The sequence below is a fragment of the Paenibacillus sp. VMFN-D1 genome (assembly GCF_003386155.1).
In the GTDB taxonomy this organism is placed as follows: Bacteria; Bacillota; Bacilli; order Paenibacillales; family Paenibacillaceae; genus Paenibacillus_AQ; species Paenibacillus_AQ favisporus.
Genome location: NZ_QRDU01000001.1, coordinates 213192 through 232985, shown reverse-complemented (window position 1 = coordinate 232985; position 19794 = coordinate 213192). Strand labels below are relative to the sequence as shown.

The 19794-nt window shown below is 54.2% G+C and carries 16 protein-coding genes; 3 read left to right on the top strand and 13 right to left on the bottom strand.

The annotated features are described in order from the left end of the window. Nucleotides 1-46: 46 nt before the first annotated feature. The 8 genes from C7820_RS01060 to gpr all read right to left on the bottom strand — a co-directional run bounded on the left by C7820_RS01060 (nucleotide 47) and on the right by gpr (nucleotide 9437). The gene (locus C7820_RS01060; protein WP_116229480.1) at nucleotides 47-1600 is read right to left on the bottom strand and encodes a TCP-1/cpn60 chaperonin family protein; all 1554 of its coding nucleotides are present in this window, start codon (nucleotides 1598-1600) and stop codon (nucleotides 47-49) included. A 14-nt stretch (nucleotides 1601-1614) separates the two neighbouring features. Beyond that, entirely contained in the window at nucleotides 1615-2649 is a 1035-nt protein-coding gene (gene hrcA / locus C7820_RS01055; RefSeq protein WP_076169775.1) for a heat-inducible transcriptional repressor HrcA, read from the bottom strand. Between the two features lie 106 nt (nucleotides 2650-2755). After that, complete coding sequence (locus C7820_RS01050) at nucleotides 2756-3223, bottom strand: N-acetyltransferase (protein WP_116229479.1); 468 nt, start codon at nucleotides 3221-3223, stop codon at nucleotides 2756-2758. A 72-nt stretch (nucleotides 3224-3295) separates the two neighbouring features. Then, entirely contained in the window at nucleotides 3296-4492 is a 1197-nt protein-coding gene (gene hemW / locus C7820_RS01045) for a radical SAM family heme chaperone HemW (RefSeq protein ID WP_116231574.1), read from the bottom strand. Nucleotides 4493-4590: 98 nt separating this feature from the next. Beyond that, nucleotides 4591-6408: a translation elongation factor 4 gene (gene lepA, locus C7820_RS01040; protein ID WP_116229478.1), complete on the bottom strand. Its 1818-nt coding sequence runs from the start codon at nucleotides 6406-6408 to the stop codon at nucleotides 4591-4593. A gap of 82 nt (nucleotides 6409-6490) precedes the next feature. Continuing rightward, a complete protein-coding gene (locus C7820_RS01035; protein ID WP_116229477.1) occupies nucleotides 6491-6895 on the bottom strand; it encodes a hypothetical protein in 405 nt (134 codons plus the stop codon). A gap of 29 nt (nucleotides 6896-6924) precedes the next feature. After that, nucleotides 6925-8307, bottom strand: coding sequence for a stage II sporulation protein P (locus C7820_RS01030; RefSeq protein ID WP_116229476.1), 1383 nt, complete (start codon nucleotides 8305-8307; stop codon nucleotides 6925-6927). A 134-nt stretch (nucleotides 8308-8441) separates the two neighbouring features. After that, nucleotides 8442-9437: a GPR endopeptidase gene (gene gpr, locus C7820_RS01025; RefSeq protein ID WP_076169771.1), complete on the bottom strand. Its 996-nt coding sequence runs from the start codon at nucleotides 9435-9437 to the stop codon at nucleotides 8442-8444. A 230-nt stretch (nucleotides 9438-9667) separates the two neighbouring features. On the opposite strand from gpr, the gene rpsT reads away from it, so the two are divergent. Together rpsT and C7820_RS01015 are read left to right on the top strand one after the other, a co-directional pair. Next, a complete protein-coding gene (rpsT, locus tag C7820_RS01020; protein ID WP_076169770.1) occupies nucleotides 9668-9940 on the top strand; it encodes a 30S ribosomal protein S20 in 273 nt (90 codons plus the stop codon). A 219-nt stretch (nucleotides 9941-10159) separates the two neighbouring features. Next, entirely contained in the window at nucleotides 10160-11374 is a 1215-nt protein-coding gene (locus C7820_RS01015; RefSeq protein ID WP_116229475.1) for an MFS transporter, read from the top strand. 139 nt (nucleotides 11375-11513) lie between these two features. On the opposite strand, the gene murA is transcribed toward C7820_RS01015, so the two are convergent. Beyond that, on the bottom strand, nucleotides 11514-12809 hold the full coding sequence (gene murA, locus C7820_RS01010) for a UDP-N-acetylglucosamine 1-carboxyvinyltransferase (RefSeq protein WP_181908916.1): 1296 nt from the start codon (nucleotides 12807-12809) through the stop codon (nucleotides 11514-11516). A 220-nt stretch (nucleotides 12810-13029) separates the two neighbouring features. Here murA and C7820_RS01005 point away from each other — a divergent pair, with 220 nt between their 5' ends. After that, nucleotides 13030-13923, top strand: coding sequence for a LysR family transcriptional regulator (locus C7820_RS01005; protein WP_116229473.1), 894 nt, complete (start codon nucleotides 13030-13032; stop codon nucleotides 13921-13923). A 50-nt stretch (nucleotides 13924-13973) separates the two neighbouring features. On the opposite strand, the gene C7820_RS01000 is transcribed toward C7820_RS01005, so the two are convergent. The 4 genes from C7820_RS01000 to C7820_RS00985 form a co-directional block, all read right to left on the bottom strand. Further along, nucleotides 13974-16082: a multicopper oxidase family protein gene (locus C7820_RS01000; RefSeq protein WP_116229472.1), complete on the bottom strand. Its 2109-nt coding sequence runs from the start codon at nucleotides 16080-16082 to the stop codon at nucleotides 13974-13976. Between the two features lie 201 nt (nucleotides 16083-16283). Next, on the bottom strand, nucleotides 16284-17303 hold the full coding sequence (gene holA / locus C7820_RS00995; protein WP_116229471.1) for a DNA polymerase III subunit delta: 1020 nt from the start codon (nucleotides 17301-17303) through the stop codon (nucleotides 16284-16286). A 378-nt stretch (nucleotides 17304-17681) separates the two neighbouring features. Then, a complete protein-coding gene (locus C7820_RS00990) occupies nucleotides 17682-18932 on the bottom strand; it encodes a zf-HC2 domain-containing protein (RefSeq protein WP_116229470.1) in 1251 nt (416 codons plus the stop codon). Then, entirely contained in the window at nucleotides 18929-19477 is a 549-nt protein-coding gene (locus C7820_RS00985; protein WP_076169765.1) for an RNA polymerase sigma factor, read from the bottom strand. Before C7820_RS00985 ends, C7820_RS00990 begins: the two co-directional genes overlap by 4 nt. Between the last annotated feature and the right edge of the window lie 317 nt (nucleotides 19478-19794).

Here is a 19794-nt window from a genome sequence, read left to right as displayed (position 1 = left end):
AAACTGATCATGCTTTTGTTCATCGGTTCATGCGGTCCCGAAGAACTCAATCTTCGTCCTGACCGCCATAGCCTCTCATTTTGATGACATTATGAATGCGGAGCACGGCGGCCGCCACCTCACCCGCGGCCTCCAGCCCGTGAATCTTCACCAGGGCCGGATCGACGATCCCCCGCTCCTCATAGCGAATGACGAGCCCGGTATCGCAGTCGATGCCCATGGAGTCGGAGTCTTCCGCAAGCTGAGCGGCACGCGCCTCTTCCATCTTCTCCAGCGGGTTGTAGCCGGCGTTCAGCAAAATTTGCGCCATGGGCTTGCGCAGCGCCGCCGCCACGGCGGCAATGCCGAAGGCTTCCATGCCCTTCACCGCCTCCCGCTGATGCTCCAGCTCGTAGGAGACGGCCAGTTCGGCCGTACCTCCACCGGGAAGCACTCCGCCGGAGACGGCGGCTTGTACAGCCGAGGCCGCATCCGCGGCAATCCGGGCGGACTCCCCGACGACTTCCGCGGTGCTCGCCCCGACGATCAGCGTGACAAACGGCTCGCGCTCCTGCCCCCCGCTGCTGACCCGCACGCGTTCCAGCCTTTCGTCATAAGCCACATAGGGGGAATTCCCCAGAAGCTTGGCAAGCGAATCGCGCTCCTTATGTAAGGCGGTACGCCGCATGGGCACCGCCCCTGTCATCTCGCTGACGCGGAGCAGATCGCTGCGGCTCACGCGCGGCACCACCATGATGCCGTGGTCCATGCAGAACTGCTCGGCATCGGGATGGATTCCCCGTTCCAGCAGAACAAGCCCCACCCCGAGGTCGGCCAGCACGTGAAGCTCGCTGCTGAAGCGGTCGCGCAGCTCCATGTACCGGGCAAAGCCGGCTTCCGTCGTCAAAACCTCTTCATCCAGCGTCTCCGGCTCAAGCGCGTCGTGCAGGACGAGGATCTTCGTGTTCTTCAGCACGGGTCTATCATGCGAATGAAGCGGCTTCTGCTTCAAAAGAATGCCTTCATATACTTCATTATCGCCTTTCTCGTGGGCGGTAACCGCATCGGCTAGCAAATAGCCGGGTTCCCTCAGCTTCCGGGTCCCCACCTTCGTAGCGGCTTCCATGACAAGGCGGACGATATCCTCACGCTCGCGTCCGGCGACATAAGCCGCCTTGGCAAGCAGCGGATCGTCCAGCCCTTCAATAACGCGGGTTCGGCGCCGCAGCGCTTCCACCGCCATGCGAATGCCCTGCTGCATACCGGCAACCACTTTGGAAGCAGGGACACCTCTCACGATTTGCGCAACGCCTTCCTGCACCAGCGCTCCCGCAAGCACCGTTGCCGTCGTCGTTCCGTCGCCGACCTGCTTCTGCTGGCTGCGGGCCACCTGGATCAGCAATCTGGCGGCGGGATGCGTTACGTCCATTTTGTCGAGGATCGTTACGCCGTCATTGGTAATAATGACTTCCCCGCGGGAGCCGACCAGCATGACGTCCAGCCCCTTGGGGCCGAGCGTCCCTTCCACCGCAGAGGTGATGGCACGGACCGCATTGCTGTTGTTAAGCAGGGCTGCGTAGCGTTCTTCACCCTCGCGAACCGGCTGCTGGCCTTGACTCATCCGTCCTCTCCCCCTTATTTATACCAGTGTGACAGCATGGCCGTCAGATCCTTGGACAATATGTTCAAAATGCTCATTACCCTTGCGTATTCCATCCGGGTCGGCCCCAAAATGCCGATGGTGCCGAGCGCTTCCCCTTCAAGCGAGTAAGTCGCCGTGATCAGGCTGCAGTTGGCAAACGCCTCATGGTCGTTCTCCGTGCCGATCCGCACCTGAATGCCGCCCCCATCCTGGGGCGCCATCATCTTCGTAAGCGTCGGCGTCTCTTCGAGCAGGTCCAGGATCGTCTTCACTTTATCGACATCCTTGAACTCCGGCTGGGTCAGCATGTTGGTCGTTCCGCTCAAATACAGGCGCTGATGGTCGGCCTCACCGTCCAGGAATATGTTGTCCAGCACCTTCATGATTTCTTCATAGTTGGAAATATGGCGCTCCATCTCCTGGCCGAGTTCTGTATATAATCTTGTCTTCAGCTTATATATAGGTACATTCATCAGCTTGCTGTTCAGCAGGTTGACGACTTTCTCGATCTCAGAGACCGGCACATCCGGTGGAAGCTGAACCGTCTTGTTCTCCACCTGTCCCGTGCTCGTCACGATAATCGCGACGGCAGTTTCCTCGTTAAGCGGAAGCAGCTGAAAATGCCGCAGTGAAGTATGAAAAACTTCCGGTCCAAGCAGGATGGAAGTGTAATTCGTCATATGGGATAGTATCATGGCTGCATGCTGGATCACCTGCTCCATCGCGCTGAGCTTCTCGGCAAAAAACTTGCGGAGCAGCCGGATTTCCCCCGGAGGCGCCGAATAGGCCGGATCCAGATGATCGACATAATACCGGTAACCTTTATGAGATGGAATGCGGCCGGCCGAAGTATGGGGCTGTTCCAAAAAGCCCAGCTCTTCCAGATCAGCCATTTCGTTGCGGATCGTCGCCGGACTGTAGCCGACATCGCCTCGTTTCGAAATGCTGCGGGAGCCTACGGGTTCAGCGGAGCGAATATAGTCGTCCACAATGGCATTCAGTATCATTCTTTGACGTTCGGTAAGCATACCATTCCCCCCTTGGTGACCTTTATTTCGAGCATCGTTAGCACTCTAAAGAGATGAGTGCTAACCGTTAATACAAAAATACCAAACTGACATGAGCATTGTCAAGTCAGTTCAGCATCTTAAGAACAGCTATTTCATCGCATGCATGCTGCTTGGCGCAGTTCACGCAATCGGTCCAAACCTTCTCGGGAAAAATCTCTTTTTCCACAACCGAAAATCCGTTTTTCAGAAAAAACGATACTTCGTACGTCAGGGCCATTATTTTAGGAATGCCTTGTCTTCTCGCCTCTTCCGTGAGCTTGCTCACCAGTATGGAGCCGATTCCCATCCCCTTATGCCCTTCCGCAATTCCCAGGGAGCGGATCTCCACCAGGTCTGCGCCCAACTGACAGAGCGAGCCGCAGCCGATCACTTTCCCGTCCGCCTCGGCCACGACAAACTGGTCCAGCTGCTTCTCAAGCACTTTGCGAGAGCGCGGCAGCATGATCCCCTTCTGTGCATAACCATCGATCATTTCGAAAAGCGGTTCTACGTCTTCTGGCACCGCTTTACGGCAAATAACTACCGCCGGCATCGCCATTCCCCCTCACACGTGCTGTCAACGATATGAATAAATATACAACAACACGCATAGAAGTTCAAGCGATTATTTTGCGGTGAGCGAGCCTATAAATTCGCCGAAAACGTCGTTGCCGAACAGGATTCCCCGTTCGCTGAGGCGGTACCCGTCGCCCGTCTCCTCGAGCAGCCCCGCATTCAGCATTTTATGCAGCGGTTTGGCAAACATGTCTTCCATCGATACGCCGAACTGCTCTTCGAAATGCGTCCGGGACACTCCCTTCAAGACGCGCAGGCCGACCATGAGGAAATCCTCCATCGCCTCTTCCCGGGGCACCTCGAAGCTCTCCATTCTCGGCAGTCCCTCTTTGGTCGCTTCCGTATACGGATTAACCCCTTTGATATTCATATGCCGCATGCCGCCGACATACCCGTGGGCACCCGCGCCGAGTCCGTAATAATCTTCGTTCAGCCAGTAGGCCATATTGTGGCGGCTGTGGAATCCGGGCTTCGCAAAGTTGCTGATTTCGTACTGCTCGTAACCCGCTTCCTTCATTTTCTCCATCAGCAGCAAATACATCTTCAGCTCGTCGTCCTCATTGGGCAGCGGCAGCTGATTTTTCTGGTACATCGTATGGAAAAGGGTGTTCTCCTCAACCTTCAGGCTGTAGATCGAATAGTGCGGCAGATTCAGCGCAAGCGCCTTGCTCACGCTCTCCGCCAGCATGTCCACTGTCTGGTTCGGCAGGCCGAACATCAGGTCGATCGACATGTTGTCAAAGCCGGCTTTGCGCGCGTTCTCCAGGCTCTGATACACATCATCCGTATCATGGATTCGCCCGATGCCGCTCAGCAGCTCGTTTTGAAACGCCTGTACGCCGAAGCTTACGCGGTTAACGCCGCCCGCTCTCATCACGGCCAGCTTCTCGAGGTCGGTTGTCCCCGGGTTGGCCTCCATCGAAAATTCAATATCTTCCGACCAGTCCGGAAAATACGTCTTGACCGTCTTCAGGAAATACTCCATTTCGTCCGGCTTCAGCACGGTCGGGGTTCCCCCGCCGACGAAAATGCTCGTTATTTTACCGGGAGGAACCTCTTTGACGGTTCGTTCCATTTCCCGCTCCAGCCCCTGCAAATAATCCATCACCGGCTGGTTCTTCAGCACATAGGAATTGAAATCGCAGTAAAAGCATTTATTCGTGCAAAAGGGAATGTGCAGATAAACCGCTTGGGGTTTACGGTTCCCCTGATACTTAACTCTTGGCGTCCCTTGCGGATTCAACATCGCCATCGCAAATTCCCTCCTTATATTTAGAAAGGGAAAGCCGCAGCGGCTCTCCCGTGGAATGGTCCAATGTACTCTATAAGCTTCGTAAAAACTGACTAGTTGTCGTCGATTTTCAGGACAGCCATAAAGGCTTCCTGCGGCACTTCGACGCTGCCGACCTGCTTCATGCGCTTCTTGCCTTCCTTCTGCTTCTCGAGAAGCTTCCGCTTCCGCGAAATATCGCCGCCGTAACACTTGGCGAGGACGTTCTTGCGCATCGCCTTGACCGTCTCGCGGGCGACGACCTTCGTCCCGACCGAAGCCTGGATCGGCACCTCGAACATTTGCCGCGGAATGAGCTCGCGCAGCTTCTCGCAGATGCCGCGTCCGCGGTGGTATGCGCGGTCGCGGTGCACGATGAAGGAGAGCGCGTCGACCTGCTCCCCGTTCAGCAGGATGTCCATCTTCACGAGGTTGGAGCGGCGGTAGCCTGACAGCTCGTAATCAAAGGAAGCATAGCCCTTCGTGCCGGACTTCAGCTGATCGAAGAAGTCGTACACGATTTCGGACAACGGAATTTCGTACGTGATCGTAACCCGGGTCGTATCCAGGTACTCCATGTTAACGAATTCGCCGCGTTTGCTCTGGCACAGCTCCATGATGGTGCCCACATAATCGTTCGGCACGATGATCGCCGCCTTGACGTAAGGCTCCTCGACGTATTCGATTTTCCCGATTTCCGGATAGTTGGACGGGTTGTCGATTTCGATCGTGTCGCCGTTCGTCAGCGTGATGCGGTAAATAACGCTCGGCGCCGTCGTAATGAGCGGGATGTTGAATTCGCGTTCGATCCGCTCCTGGATAATCTCCATATGAAGCAGCCCGAGGAAGCCGCAGCGGAAGCCGAAGCCGAGCGCACTCGACGTCTCCGGCTCGAAGCTCAGCGAAGCGTCGTTCAGCTGCAGCTTCTCCAGCGCCTCGCGCAGGTCGTTGTAATCGGACGTCTCGATCGGATACAAACCGCAGTATACCATCGGGTTGATTTTACGGTAGCCGGGCAGCGCCTCGAGTGTCGGATTTTTGGCATCGGTGACCGTATCGCCGACCCGGGTATCACCCACGTGCTTAATGCCCGCTACGATAAAGCCGACATCACCGACCCTAAGCTCGTCCACGATCGTCATCCGCGGTTTAAACGCGCCGACTTCGATAACCTCGAATGTCTTGTCCGTAGCCATCATCTTGATTTTCGAGCCCGCTTTGATGCTGCCGTCAATGACGCGGACATACACGATAACGCCTTTGTAAGGATCATAATGCGAGTCAAAAATGAGCGCCTTCAGCGGCTGGTCCGGATCACCGTTTGGCGGCGGAACCTGCTGGACGATCTGCTCCAAAATTTCCTTGATGCCGATGCCGGCCTTCGCCGAGGCGAGAACGGCGTCGCTTGCGTCCAGACCGATAACGTCTTCAATTTCCTGCTTCACGCGGTCCGGATCGGCGCTCGGCAGGTCGATTTTGTTAATGACCGGAAGAATCTCCAAGTTGTTATCCAGTGCCAAATAGACGTTGGCCAGCGTCTGCGCTTCGATTCCCTGGGCGGCGTCCACCACCAGCAGCGCGCCTTCGCAGGCGGCCAGGCTTCGGGAAACTTCATACGTAAAGTCGACGTGTCCGGGAGTATCGATCAGGTTCAGCAAATATTCCTCGCCGTCATCGGCGCGATAAGTCAGGTGAACTGCCTGAAGCTTGATAGTAATCCCGCGCTCGCGTTCGAGATCCATCTGGTCCAGCACCTGATCCTGCATTTCGCGCGAGGTGAGGGCGCCCGTATATTCAAGAATACGGTCCGCAAGCGTCGACTTGCCATGGTCTATATGGGCGATAATGGAGAAATTTCGAATGTTCTTTTGCCTTGCTTGTACGTCTGTCATGCCTTACCCCCAAAAACAGCCTGATGTGTAATCAATTCATTATAACAGTTGGAGGAAAGGCCAGCAATCCCACCTGCACGCATTATTCCGTCACGTTGCTGAAGAGGGAGACGACGAGGCGGATTCCCTTTTGGGACAGCTCCTGCAGCAGGCCTGCCGTCTTATCCGCCAGCACGTCGACCGTCGGCGTGCCGCCCTGGTCCACCAGCAGCTGCTCGGGGGTCTTCTCATGCCAGTCCTGGACCTCGACCTGTTCCTGCTGCGGCTGCACGTCTGCCGCCTTGAACCGGTTCGAGCTTTGGCGCGGCTGGGAAGGCTGTTGTTGCTGCTGCGGCCCGGCCTGCGGCCCGGCCTGCACCGCGGCAGCCGCCGTCTGCGCCTGCGGCGCGGGCGCCGGAGCATCCGGACTGGCCAGCTGCATGCCGACCAGAACGCCGATGCCTGCCCAAATTCCTAGCACGCACACTTTTTTAGCCCATTTTGACATGATCATACCTCCCTTGGCTTATTGCTTTCTCAGCTTTTATGATCTTTCTTGGCGGGAGCCGTTTGATCGGTGCTGGCCTTTTCCGCCTTTTGATCCGCGTAATAGACGTCCGCGATCGTCTGTGCCAATACTTCCGACGTCCGCTTCAGCTCCGCATCGGTGCTGTCGATCCCGCCGACCTCGATCAAAATGCTGTTCTCCGACAGCGACTGGTTATATTCCCCGTTGCCCATGGAGGAATCTTTCCCCCAAATGCCGCGGGACAATCCGGGATAGGCTTTTTCCAGCCGTTCATGGATGGAATTGGCGAAGGCTTCGTTTTTGCGCCAGTTTTTGTTGCCGTGCCCGATGATGAAGAAGACCTGTGCGTAGCTTTTGCCGTTAATGTCTTTCGTCGTCCGGCTGTGCCCTTGAGAATCCCGGTGAATGTCGATCAGGTATTTCATGCCGCTGTTCTGGCTCATCGCAGCCTTCACCGTCTCGCGGGAATATTTATAGGAAAAGTTATAGTTATAGTCGGCCACCGTCGTCATGTAATCCTGCTCCGAATGGGCAGTGCCGATGCCGAGCTGCTCCAGCTTCTTCGCCACATAGCTTCCGACCAGCATAACGTTTTGCGACGGAGACGTAGAGCTGGGGTTGTCGCTGGTTTTACCCAGCAGCGGGTTGTATGCTTCTCTCGGATGGGAGTGATAGATCAGGATCGATTTGTTCTTGGAGTTCACGGCCGAAGATTGTCCCGTATCTCCATTGTCCTTGGAAGGCGTTCCTTCTCCGGCACCTTTCTTGCCGCCGGCGTCCGGTTCCTGACCGGACGGCGTATCCTGCTGCTTGTCTGAGCCCTTGCCGGAGTCGGTGACCTTTCCGGGATCGGTTTCGGCCTGACCTGCACCGTTCTTCTGGGGATCGGCTGAAGCGTTATGGCTTTGTCCGGCCGCATCCGTTTGTCCCGCCGTTTCCACAGGCGGATTATAATCTTCGGGAGGAACGACGTTGTCATTGCCTGCCGAATGCCTCAGCAGCACCGGATCGTTCGCCCCCATGCCCGGCATTTCCCGGGCCAGCAGACTTTTCGGATCCTTGGGGTTGACGCTGGTCAGCATCTGGAATACGAATGTCGTCATGTTCTCCCCGGAGAAAGTCGAGTTACCTTTTTCTTTATTCAGGTGGGGCAGTTCCATGCCTAACATATCAATGAAGAAATTGCTTGATACGGAGCCGGCGAATCCTTTCATAGAAGAAACCGGAGAATCGTTGATTTTCTGCTCGGCCATCCCTCCCAGTCCCAGAAGTAAGAAAAACAGCAGCGATCCGACCACCAGCAGCACAAAGGTACGTCCCATAGACAGAAAATACAGCAGTCTGGCTCTCCATTTGCCGATATTCCAAAGCTGAAAACCATTCCTCTTCATTCTGTTGTCCTCCTGAAATCTCTTATACTTCAACTCTATGAGCCAGAGAGATTCGATAGAACCAAAAAAAGAAAGCCCGATAGATTCGGGCTTCCTCATTTATGATAGAAGAGAGAGAGGAGGAGCTGCACCTCCTAGTGGGTGTAGGCTCCCGTGTTTCCGGGGTCTACCGCGTCATGCAGGGCGGCGTTCAAACCGCTCGCGACAATATTGGCGATATCTTCGATAAATTCGTCAATCTCTTTCGGGGTGACGATCAGATCATGGCCGAGCGGTTCGAGCACTTCCTTGACCAGAGCGAGGCGCTCCTGCTCGTTGATATCGTCCAGCATCCCCATAATTTGCCGGGTCTGGTTCGTCTCCTGGCCGAAATGATTCTTCATCATTTCCATGACATTGTTCACAATCGTCGAAGCGTAGCATACGGTCGGCACGCCGATGGCAACGACCGGAACGCCAAGCACTTCCTTGGTGAGGCCGCGGCGCTTGTTGCCGATGCCAGAGCCGGGATGGATGCCGATATCAGCAATTTGGATCGTCGTGTTGACGCGCTCCAGCGATTTGGATGCCAGCGCGTCGATCGCGATGATCAGATCCGGCTTCGTCCGTTCCACGATACCCTGCACGATCTCGCTGGACTCGATCCCCGTCAGCCCAAGCACCCCCGGAGCGATGGCGCTGATTTCCCGGTATCCCGGGGCCACCTGGTCCGGCATCAGCTGAAAATACTGCCGGGTGACGAGGACGTTCTCCACCACAAGCGGTCCCAGCGAATCGGGCGTCACATTCCAGTTGCCAAGCCCGACGATCAGAACCGTCTGTTTCTTCTGAATCCCGATCAGCGCCAGAAAATCCTCAAACTCGCGGGCGAAGGCCTCAGCTACCTGCTCCTGCAGCTTCGTGTCCCCGTTGCGGAGTCCGGGAACCTCCAAGGTAATGTAATGCCCTTTGACGCGGCCGATGGCCTGGGATCCGGCCTCATTCAGCACGTTAAGACGGGTAATCTTGATGCCGTCCTTCTCCGTAATCTCTTCATCGACCCCCGGGATCGGTCCGGCATGGCCCGCCATTTCCCTGGCGTCGACCGCCAGGTCGGTCCGCACGGAATAGCGCTGCAAATCCAACTCCATATACATCTGCCTCCTTTGGCTTGTTATGGATAGTTTGCGGGAGCGGCGGCCAGTTTATGCACAACCTTTTTACCCCGGACACCGTTCATACACCGCCGATCCATGTGCCTCTTAAAATCCAAACCTTTGGAACGCGATGATAGTATTGCTTTTTAGAGTACCCCATGCTAAACTATTTTAAGTTGTGAATCATTTCGAGCTATTCGAATGCCTTACAGGAGGTGAATGCAATGCCAAACATTAAATCCGCCGTTAAACGCGTGAAAACAAGCGACAAACGCCGTGCGCTTAATGCTTCCCAAAAATCCGCGCTTCGTACAGCTGTGAAGGCTGCCGATTCTGCGCTGACGAATAATGAAGTCGAAGCTGCTAAAGCTGCTGTTCAAGCTGCATCCCAAAAACTGGACAAAGCCGTAACTAAAGGCCTGATCCACAAGAACGCAGCCAGCCGCAAGAAGTCCCGCCTGGCGAAAAAACTTAACGCTCTCAGTGCACAAGCCTAAGGGAGCGCTATCCATACGATGAAATGGAAAAGTCCTGAGCAGCTCCCAAGCTGATCAGGACTTTTAAATTTTCTTTCGAAACGCGTACAGAGCTGACAACGCCATAGCGGCGCGCCTTTTGCTCTTTTATATAGCACGGACAGCCATGTTCGGAGCAGCCTCATGAAGCAAGTGGACAACCCATGTGCTGTATACTAGGTTTAACAGGAGATGACGTCTATGGAAAGCTGGAAGAAAAATCTATGGGTTTTATGGTTCGGCTCGCTGATCGTGTCCTCAAGCTTCTCGATGGTGGTACCCTTTCTCCCCTTGTTTCTGATTGAAATCGGTGTCACCCAAAACATTGAGATGTGGTCCGGTCTGCTGTTCAGCGCAGCGTTTTTTGCGGGAGCGCTTTCATCTCCGTTCTGGGGATCCGTCGGCGACAAATACGGCCGCAAGCCGATGATCATCCGCGCAGGTTTTGTGCTGTGCATCATTTATTTGCTGACGGCGTTTGTCACGCATCCGGTGCAGCTGCTCATCCTGCGTATTTTGCAGGGGCTTCTCTCCGGGTTTATTCCCGGGGCCATTGCGATCGTCGGTACCAACACCCCGGAGAAAAGGGTCGGCTACGCGCTGTCCACCATGTCCACGGCCACGGCTACGGGAAGCATCATGGGGCCCCTCCTCGGCGGCGTGCTCTCCAAGGTGTTCGACAACCGGCTGGCCTTCGGCAGCGCGGGCGTGCTGTGCTTTCTGGCCACGCTGCTCGTTATCTTTTACGTCAAAGAGGAGAAATTCGTCCCGAGCAAAGGCAAGCTCTCGGTGTTTAACACGCTGAAGCAGGCCGCCGTCAACAAAATGCTGATGATCGTCCTGGTGCTCACCATGGTGACGCAGTTCTCGGTCATGACCATCGAGCCGGTGCTCTCCCTCTATATTGTGGAGATCGGCCACTCGGCATCGGATGCGTCCATCCTGGCGGGCTTCATCTTCTCGCTCGTCGGGATCGCCAGCATCATCTTCGCCCCGCGCTGGGGCAAGCTGGCCGACAAGGTCGGGTTCCAGAAAATACTGATGATCGGCTTGTTCGCCGGAGGCATAGGTTCGCTGCTCCAGATCCCGTTTCATAACATTTGGGCGTTCTCGGTCGTCCGCTTCCTGTACGGCTGCTTCTTCTGCGCCGTGTTCCCGGCGCTGAACGGTCTTGTCGTCCGGTCTACGCCAAGCGAATTCCGCGGAAGAGCCTTCAGCCTCAACCAGACCGCGAACCAGCTCGGCGGCATGCTGGGACCGCTTGCAGGCGGCGCAATCAGCGGCGTGTTCAGCATTCATACCGTGTTCCTCATTACAGGGTTATTCCTGCTGCTGACGATGGGCCTCGCTTACTGGTCCCAGCGTTTCGGGAGCTTGTCCGCTCAGCAGGCCTCGACTAAAGCGATTGACGGGTAGAGACGTTTTGTATCTCGTATAAGATTGATCCAAATCATAAACAAAACGAAAATAGCCCCCGCGGCCGTTCTTCCGGTTTGGGGGCTGTTTGCCGTCAAGAACACGTAAGCTAAAACAGCCCTAAGCAGCCGGCCGGCGCTCACGCCGTTGTCGTATATTCGGTGCCGTCCGGAGCGGGTTCGCCTTCGTGGATCACCAGCCCGATCCCCGCCTGGCCGAACAAATGCACCGCGTCCTCATAGCCGCGCTCAATATGCTCGATGCCCGTGATTCGCGTCGCCTGCTCCGACTGCAGGCCGGCCATGATCAGGCAGGTTCCCGCCCGGACATCGGTCGCATGGGCGTAGCCGCCGTGCAGCGGCCTGCCGCCTTTAATGATGGCATAGCCGTTCTTCGCCTGGATATCGGCGCCAAGCCGGTTTAATTGGGCAACATGGCTGAAACGGTACGGGTATACTTTTTCCCTGACGGCACTGTAGCCCGGCGCCTTCAGGAGCAGGCTCGTAATCGGCTGCTGCATGTCGGAGTTGAACACGGGATACATGCCCGTCCGTACCCGCGTCGGCTTGATATTCCCCTGGCTGCTGGCGATAATGTAATCGTTCCCGCTTTCAAATTCAATGCCGATTTCGCTCAGCTTGGCCATGATGGACCGCACATGCTCGGGAATGACCTGCTTCAGGGTCAGCGTGCCGCCCGTAATGCCCACCGTCATCATAAACGCCCCCGCAATGAGACGGTCGGGGATCACCCGATACCGGCATCCTGTCAGAGACTTCACGCCGCGTATACGGATCGTGTCCGTGCCGGCTCCGGTGATGTCAGCTCCCATCCGGTTCAGCAGTTGGCAGACGTCCACCACTTCCGGATCCGTCGCACAGTTGTGCAGATGGGTGATTCCGGCTGCCAGCGAAGCGAGCAGCACCGCATTGATCGTTGCGCCGGATGTCAGCAGATCGAAGCAAAAGTCGGTGCCCGTGAGCTTTTCGGCCGATACCGTGTACTGTTTCTCTTCCAAGGTCACGTCCGCCCCGAACGCCTTGAATATTTTCATATGCTGGTCAATGGGCCGCTCCACGAAATTATCACCCCCCGGATAACCGAGCGTCACCCGCTTGTACTTACTGAGAAGCCCCCCGATCAAATAATAGGAAGCGCGGAACGAAGACGTCAGCGCCTGATCGAGGACGGATGAATGAATCCCGGATGAATCCACAACAAAATGGCCGTCATCATTTTTGCTCACCTGCAGGCCGATGCGGCTTCCAATTTCTCCAATGGCGCGGATATCGTTAATATCCGGTATGCCCTCCAGTATTGTCGGTGTGTCTCCAAGAACGGCAGCGGCGATGAGGGCGAGGGAACTATTCTTGGACCCTGGAATGATCACGCTCCCGTCGAGCGGGCCTCTCTGCTTCACTTCTAACCAGCGCATGCGAACTCCACCATTTCTATATAGTTTTTGGTCTGGAACAATCATAAGGTAGAATATGCTGCACACTTGCCGGAGGACAATCTGAATTGGAGAAATAGCCTCGCACCCCGGTTAAGGCACAATCATATGCCTCCTTTCCCTCTTCATCATTTATTGATTCACATGAGTCTATTTTTATCTATAATAAAATAGATCCACAGGAATGTGAGGTGCATATACTTTGGAACTGCTTCAGCTTGAGTACTTTCGTACGGTAGCTCGTTTGGAACATATGACCGAGGCTGCGGGGGAATTACATGTTACCCAGTCTTCGCTCAGTAAGACGATTCAGCGGTTGGAAGAAGACCTGGGCGCCCCTTTATTCGACCGAAGCGGCCGCAATCTACGGCTAAATGCGTTTGGCCGTTCTTTTTATCAACGTGTCGAGCGGGCTTTGTTTGAATTGGAGGAAGGTAAACGCGAAATCGCGGATATGACCAGTGCTGATTACGGAACACTGACGCTGGCCGTGAACACGGCTTACATGCTGCCCGATATTCTTAACCGATTTCGTGAAATTCGGCCGCAGGTTCAATTCCATGTAGAGCAGCTGGGAACCCATGAAATGGAAACCCGGGTAAAGAAAGGTGAGGTTGATTTTTGTTTGTCTTCCCCACCCATTCTGGGCAGCGAACTCGTATGCGATGTCGTTTTCCAAGAGCAGATCTATGTGACCGTTCCAGCAACCCACCGGCTGGCGGGCAGAAGCCGAATTCGTTTATCCGAACTTAAGGAGGAACGGTTCGTCAGCTTAAGAAAGGGTTACGGGATCCGCGACTTGATGGATCGTTATTGCGAACAGGCCGGATTTGTACCCAGTAACGCTTATGAAGGCGATGAGCCCGCAACCTTGGGTCCTTTGGTCCTAACCGGGATTGGCATTGCCTTTATACCCGAATCCGCATTACAAGCGGGGTCCCGTGCCAACGTGGCTTGCCTGCAAATCGAGGATCCGGTGTGTACACGGGAAATTGGGCTGACAAGACACCAGAGCCGCTATTTTACAAGTGCAGCCAAGGAATTCCGCCAAGTCATCATCGAGCACTTCCGGAACATGGCTCAAACCGAGATTTAACTTCGACCCGATGTGTCTAGTTAAAATATAGCTCAGGGTAAACCCATGGATTATTCCGGCTGGTTGGATGTTTTCTTTCCGACCTCAAACGGTGTGGTGAGCCCTTCATAGGACAAGTGCATCGTCATTCCCTTTTCGGCATGCCATAAATTATGGCAATGATCCATCCAGATCCCCGGATTATCTGCCTGAAAGGCAACTTCATAGACTTCACCGGGAGCGACATCCAGCGAATCGGTCCACCAAGGGCTCCCTGTCGTTGGTTTTCCGTTCCGGCTGAGGACGAGCATCGTATGCCCATGAAGATGCATCGGATGATGATCCCACCCGCGGTTAATAAAAGTAGTTTTTACCAGATCACCTTCTTTGACCGTTAACATAGGTGTGTCCGGAAATACGCGTCCGTTAATGGTGTATAAAGCGTATATTTTACCATTATAGAACCCGAAGCGCGAATCCAAGACGATGTTGAAGGTACGGTCAAACTTGCTGTGGATGCCGAAAGGAGTCGGTTGCTTCTCCCCGTAAGTCCCCGGATCAAAGACAGCATTTTTTTCATTTATAGCCGGGGTTGAATGGGTGACCGCCTCACTAAAAACGATCCCCGGGGTGACGCCTGCCTCACTTCGGCTGCTCAATCTTACAGGTGTTTTGGGCATGGTGAATAAAATATCATATCGTCCTCCGCCAGCGATCATCAGCTTCTGATCCTTTATGTCGGTGGGCGAGTGAATCTCGTTGCCGTCAATAGCCGTCACTTCGAACGGGACTCCCGATAGTTGGAACGTTTGCGGGTAGTTCTGGGCGTTAATCAGGCGCAATTTGACCTGGGTGCCGGCTGGAATCGTTTGACGATCCAGCGTGTCCTTTAGCCCATACGTCGGGGTTAATGCGCTGCCGTCCGACAATTGCCAAGCGTGGCTTAGTACGGTGATGTCCTTCGTATTGTGCTGGGGGAGATCGTTTGGTTCAACGATGAGCGAACCGAACAGCCCTTTGATCACTTGTTTGGCCGATTGTTGATGGGAGTGGTACCAATACGTTCCCGCCTGTTTGGCTTCGAAACGGTATACATGCGTTCCACCGGGCGGCACAGAATCTTGGGTTACCCCGGCAACTCCGTCTTCTGCATTCGGCACATTATAGCCATGCCAGTGAATCGTCACCCCCTCTTCAATATCTTTATTTTTCAAAACAACTTCAACAATCTGCCCTTGTTTCACGCGTAATTCCGGCCCCGGAGCAATCCCGTTAAAGGTCCAGGCCTCCATCGTCTTGCCGGAACTTAATTTCACTTGCTTCTTCTGGGCGACCAATTCGAAATGGCGGTCTGCTTTCTCGGTTTGAGGACCTGTTAATGCGGTTACGCTTATTTCTTTAACGTTCATGGTATTACGCATGGTATTACTCATGGTATGGTTCATGGAATGATTCATCGCTTGCATATCCATTTCGTGATCCATGCTGCCCATATTCATATGGTCAGGCAGTACGGACGCTTTCATCGATAAGGCGTACCAGCCGCCAATGAGAATCGCAAGGCAGGCACTGGAGATTACCGCATGCTGAAGTCTTGTAGATACCGTCATCGCATAATTGGCTTTGACCCGTTTTCGGCTGAGGCGTTGTTGCCGAAACCACAAAACAACGATAACCGTAGCGAAGGACAGCCATAGAATAACGGCATGTAACACATTTAACTCAAACGGGTAAACAACATAGGAAAAGTAACAGCCTGCGATCGAACTGATCAGAGCCGCTTGCACGGGAAGCATAAGCCCGGGTGAGGTCAGGACCTTCCGATCCGTTTCGTCTACAGTGGATTGTAGATTTTCCGATATTCGGCCGGTGATCTTGCGAAGCATCGAGAGGGGTACTATCGTAGAGATTGCCGAAGGAATGAACAGCGGCATGGTAAGGAGGACCTTCTCTTTTATAAATTCCCATCCATACGTCCCTAATAAAAACAGGATGACGACTTCCGCAATGACCAGACCTTGAGCGATAAAGAAAGGGATCATGAACCGGGCAATACTTCGCAGCAGCTCCTTTTTTGTGGACCGGTAGGATAGACGGCTCAAACGATTCGCTACCACCGCCCACATCACAATCAAGAGAAACAAGACGATAGAATCAATCAGGTAAATCAGTTTGAACATGATAACAAGCTCCTTCCTCTATAAAAGACGAGAATATTTACTGATGTCAAACCCATCATAAAAAAACTCATTCATTTATTCCAACGCATTTAAATCCATAAAACCATTGACTCAGAGGAATGAATAATAAAATAAAAAACACCGCCCTTACGCTCCAAAGCGTAAAAACGGTGCCTCTTTCACAGCTATTCAATTGTTACGCTACCCCGCCAGTCTGAGCAGGAACAGCTCCAAACCGAGCACTTTATCAATAGCCCCGGTCTTCATCTGGTAATCGAGATCTCCGAGCCTGCTGAGGATCGCCTTCAGCTGGTTCGGCTGAAACTTGCGCGCCTGCTCCCCGGCAATCTTGACCGCATAAGGATGCAGTCCCAGTTGGGAAGCGATTTGCTGCTGCGAATAGCTTTGGCCGCCGAGGTCCTTCACCTGCAAAATAATGCGGAATTGGCGGGCGATCAGCGCGGCGATTTTGATCGGCTCCTCCTTCTGCTTCAGCAGCTCATAGAAGATGCCCAGCGCCTGATCCAGCCGCAGATTGGCGATCTCCTCAACGAGGGCAAATACGTTCTGCTCCGTGCTCCGCGCCACCAGCCGGTCCACGATGTCCGTCGTCACGGTGCCGCCGCTGCCAGCATACAGGCACAGCTTGTCCACTTCGGCTGCAAGCGTCTGCAGCTGTGTGCCCGCGTTGCGGACCAGCATCTCCGCCGCCCCCGGGGCGAAGCTGCATTCGCGCTGCTTGGCCTTCTTCTCGATCCACCGCAGCAGCTCGTCGCTGCCCATCGGCATAAAGGAAAGCACCGTGCCGGCGCTTTTCACCGCCTTAACGACCTTTTTGCGCTCGTCCAGCTTCTCGTTGTTCACCAGGAAGATCAGCACGCTGTATTCCGCCGGATTACCTATGTATTCGAGCAGCGATTCCATGCGGTGTTCGACTTTGCCTGAATCCTTTCCTGCAGTAAATACGGAAGCATCCCGGACAAAAATAAGCTTTCGCTGCACCATAAAAGGAATCATCTCGGCCTCTTCCACGACTTCCTGGATCGGGGTGTCGGCCAGATCATAGTGTACGATCGCAAAATCCCGCTCCTCCTTCTGCAGCAGCTGGTCCTCCATCAGTGAGGTAAATTCATTCATCTGGTATTTCTCGGTTCCGTACAGGAGGTAGACCGGCGATACATCACCCTGTCTGATCGCTTTCACCGCCGCCTTTACATCCATTGTTGCTCCCCCTTCTCTCTATCCATGCCCATTGATATCTGCTAATCCCGTTCCGCAAGGTACATCATTCCGATGCCCCGTCCATCCGGCCAAAAAAAGCGCTACACCCATTTTACCAAAAACGGCGGGGAAGAAAAACAGGCCTCCCCCCCGGCAGGCCGAATTACGGGTCGCGCAACAACAAAAGGACCCATGCTGTTCGCATAAGGTCCCTTTGTTCCAGCACATCTATTATAAACACCAGCGTGAAAAGCTCTAGAAACTTAACCGCCGGTGGTCATACGACGTTTTGGATCCTGCGTAGTATAACCTATTCCATATCTCTATCATGTGTGCATCATGAGCAGCACATTTTTTTATGCTTTGTCATCAGGCGGCTTACGGTGTGGAGCCGTCCTGTTTGCCCACCTGATACGTCTGGCTTACCGTCGAGCCGCTGGCATCCGTGGTCTGGTACGTAAACACGGTGCTGTCGGCTGACCACACGCCCGATACCCACGTTCCCGGCAGATCAAGGGAACTTACCTGCTTCGAGCTTCCGTCCGAAGTTACGCTGTAGATGACCAGCTTTTTGTTTTCGACAGAGGCCGCATACTGACCGTCAGGAGAATAGAACTTGTTCGAATCTTCCTTAGGTTTGATGGCCATAATGCCCATTTGTCCCGACGTGTCGCCTTCTTGAGATCCGTTAACCTCAGGGGCAGTGCTATCGGCCGCTTGACCGCCGTCTCCATCCGGAGGAACGATGTCCTTCTGAACCTCATCCCCTTTCGGAGGTGGGCTCTCCGTGTCGGTTGGAGCGCTTAGCGTCGCCTGGCCTCCATCCCCTTCCTGCTTGCCGATGCCATTGTCAGCCGATTCAGTGGATCCGGCTTTGCCGGCATTGTCCTGGCTGCCGGTGTCCGCTTTCCGGCTGGTCTCCTGATCTTGGGCCGGAGTTTTGGACGAGTCCTGATGCTGCGCATAGGTCTGGGCCTCCTGGCCGGTGGCCTTGTCGCTAGACGCTGTGTCGCTGCCGGCGTCTTGGCTCTCGCTGAGCTGCGAAGGATCCGAAGATGCCGGCGTTTTCTCTTCTGAAGAATCCTGTGCGGGCTCGGAAGAACCCGTACCTTGTTCGACAACGTTGCTCTTCGATGCTTCTGCGCCTGAGGTCGCCGCCGCGTCCATGCTTGCCTCGTTGGAGGCTGCCGTATTAACAGGCGGCTCTTCCGCCGTAGATAGTTGCTTCGGATTGTAATTCAGCACCGCCACCCCAAGAATGACTACAGCCGCAGCGCCTCCGAGCGCTGTACGTCCAGCTACCGTATTCCAGAACTTGCCCTTGCGGGCCGGACGGGACGGAACAGGTACCATTTCGGCTGGCGCCGGCATTTCTTCGAGCGATGCGCTCTTCTCGTGGCGCGCCTGATCGATCGCATCCAGCTGAGGCATGATGGCATCGACGAGACTGAACTTAGGCGTTACTTTTGGCAAATCTTCGAGGTCTCTGGACAACGATTTCAGCAGCCGAAAGGTATCCGCACACTCAGGGCATGTCTTCAAATGTTCATAGAGCTTTACGGTTTCCTCTTCGTCCAAGTCGTAATCCAAGTAACGGTGCATCCACTCCACCACCTCTGGACACTTCATCCTGATACACCACCTTTCTGATGCTCTTGGAGCATGTTCTGCAGCTGCTGTCTGGCCCTGAATAAATAGGATTTCACCGTATTCAGCGGCAGGTTGAGACAGTCAGCGATTTCATTGTAGGAGAAATCCTGCAAATATCTAAGGACGATTACAGTCCGGTGATGATCCGGCAGTTGATTGATGGCCTCCTGGATGTCCTGGGCCAAATAAGAGGATAGAACCTCTTTCTCAACATTCTGTTTGTCCTGAAAAACGAGCTCATGTTCGTCGATCGAAACCGTAGGCTTCGTCCGCCGGAACTTGTCGATACAGATGTTCGTGACGATCCGCTGTATCCACGTTTTAAACTGTGCCTTCTCTTCATAGGAATCGATTTTGGTATAAATCCGAATCAATGCTTCCTGGGAAGCGTCGAGCGCATCCTGCTCATTATTCAGAATATAAAAAGCTGTCCTGTAAACATGTTGTTCAATTTCTCTTAATAGGGTGATTAGAGCGTCGCGATCGCCCGATTGAGCGGCTCTGATGAGTCCCTGCTCTACCACAAAGGATCCCCCTCTCCCTGCAATCTTACAGACGTGTAAGACCAGCAAATTGTTGCAATTTGTAACCACATTTTTAAAGTTGCTGAAAAGGCAGGCCCCGGGAGTGCTTGCCATTCCTAAAAAAACCGGATATAACCTTCAACCGAAAGCGGTTTTTTCTTCTGCTTCGATCCACCCGTAATCGTTTTGTTCAATCTGCTTCCCGTAAAAATCCGGAAGGTATGTACGTCAAGGGTGACACCACCGTTTTACTTCATCTCTGCTGATGAAAACCACAATTAAGAATACCAAATTCCAGAGGCGGAGTCACCTGAAGA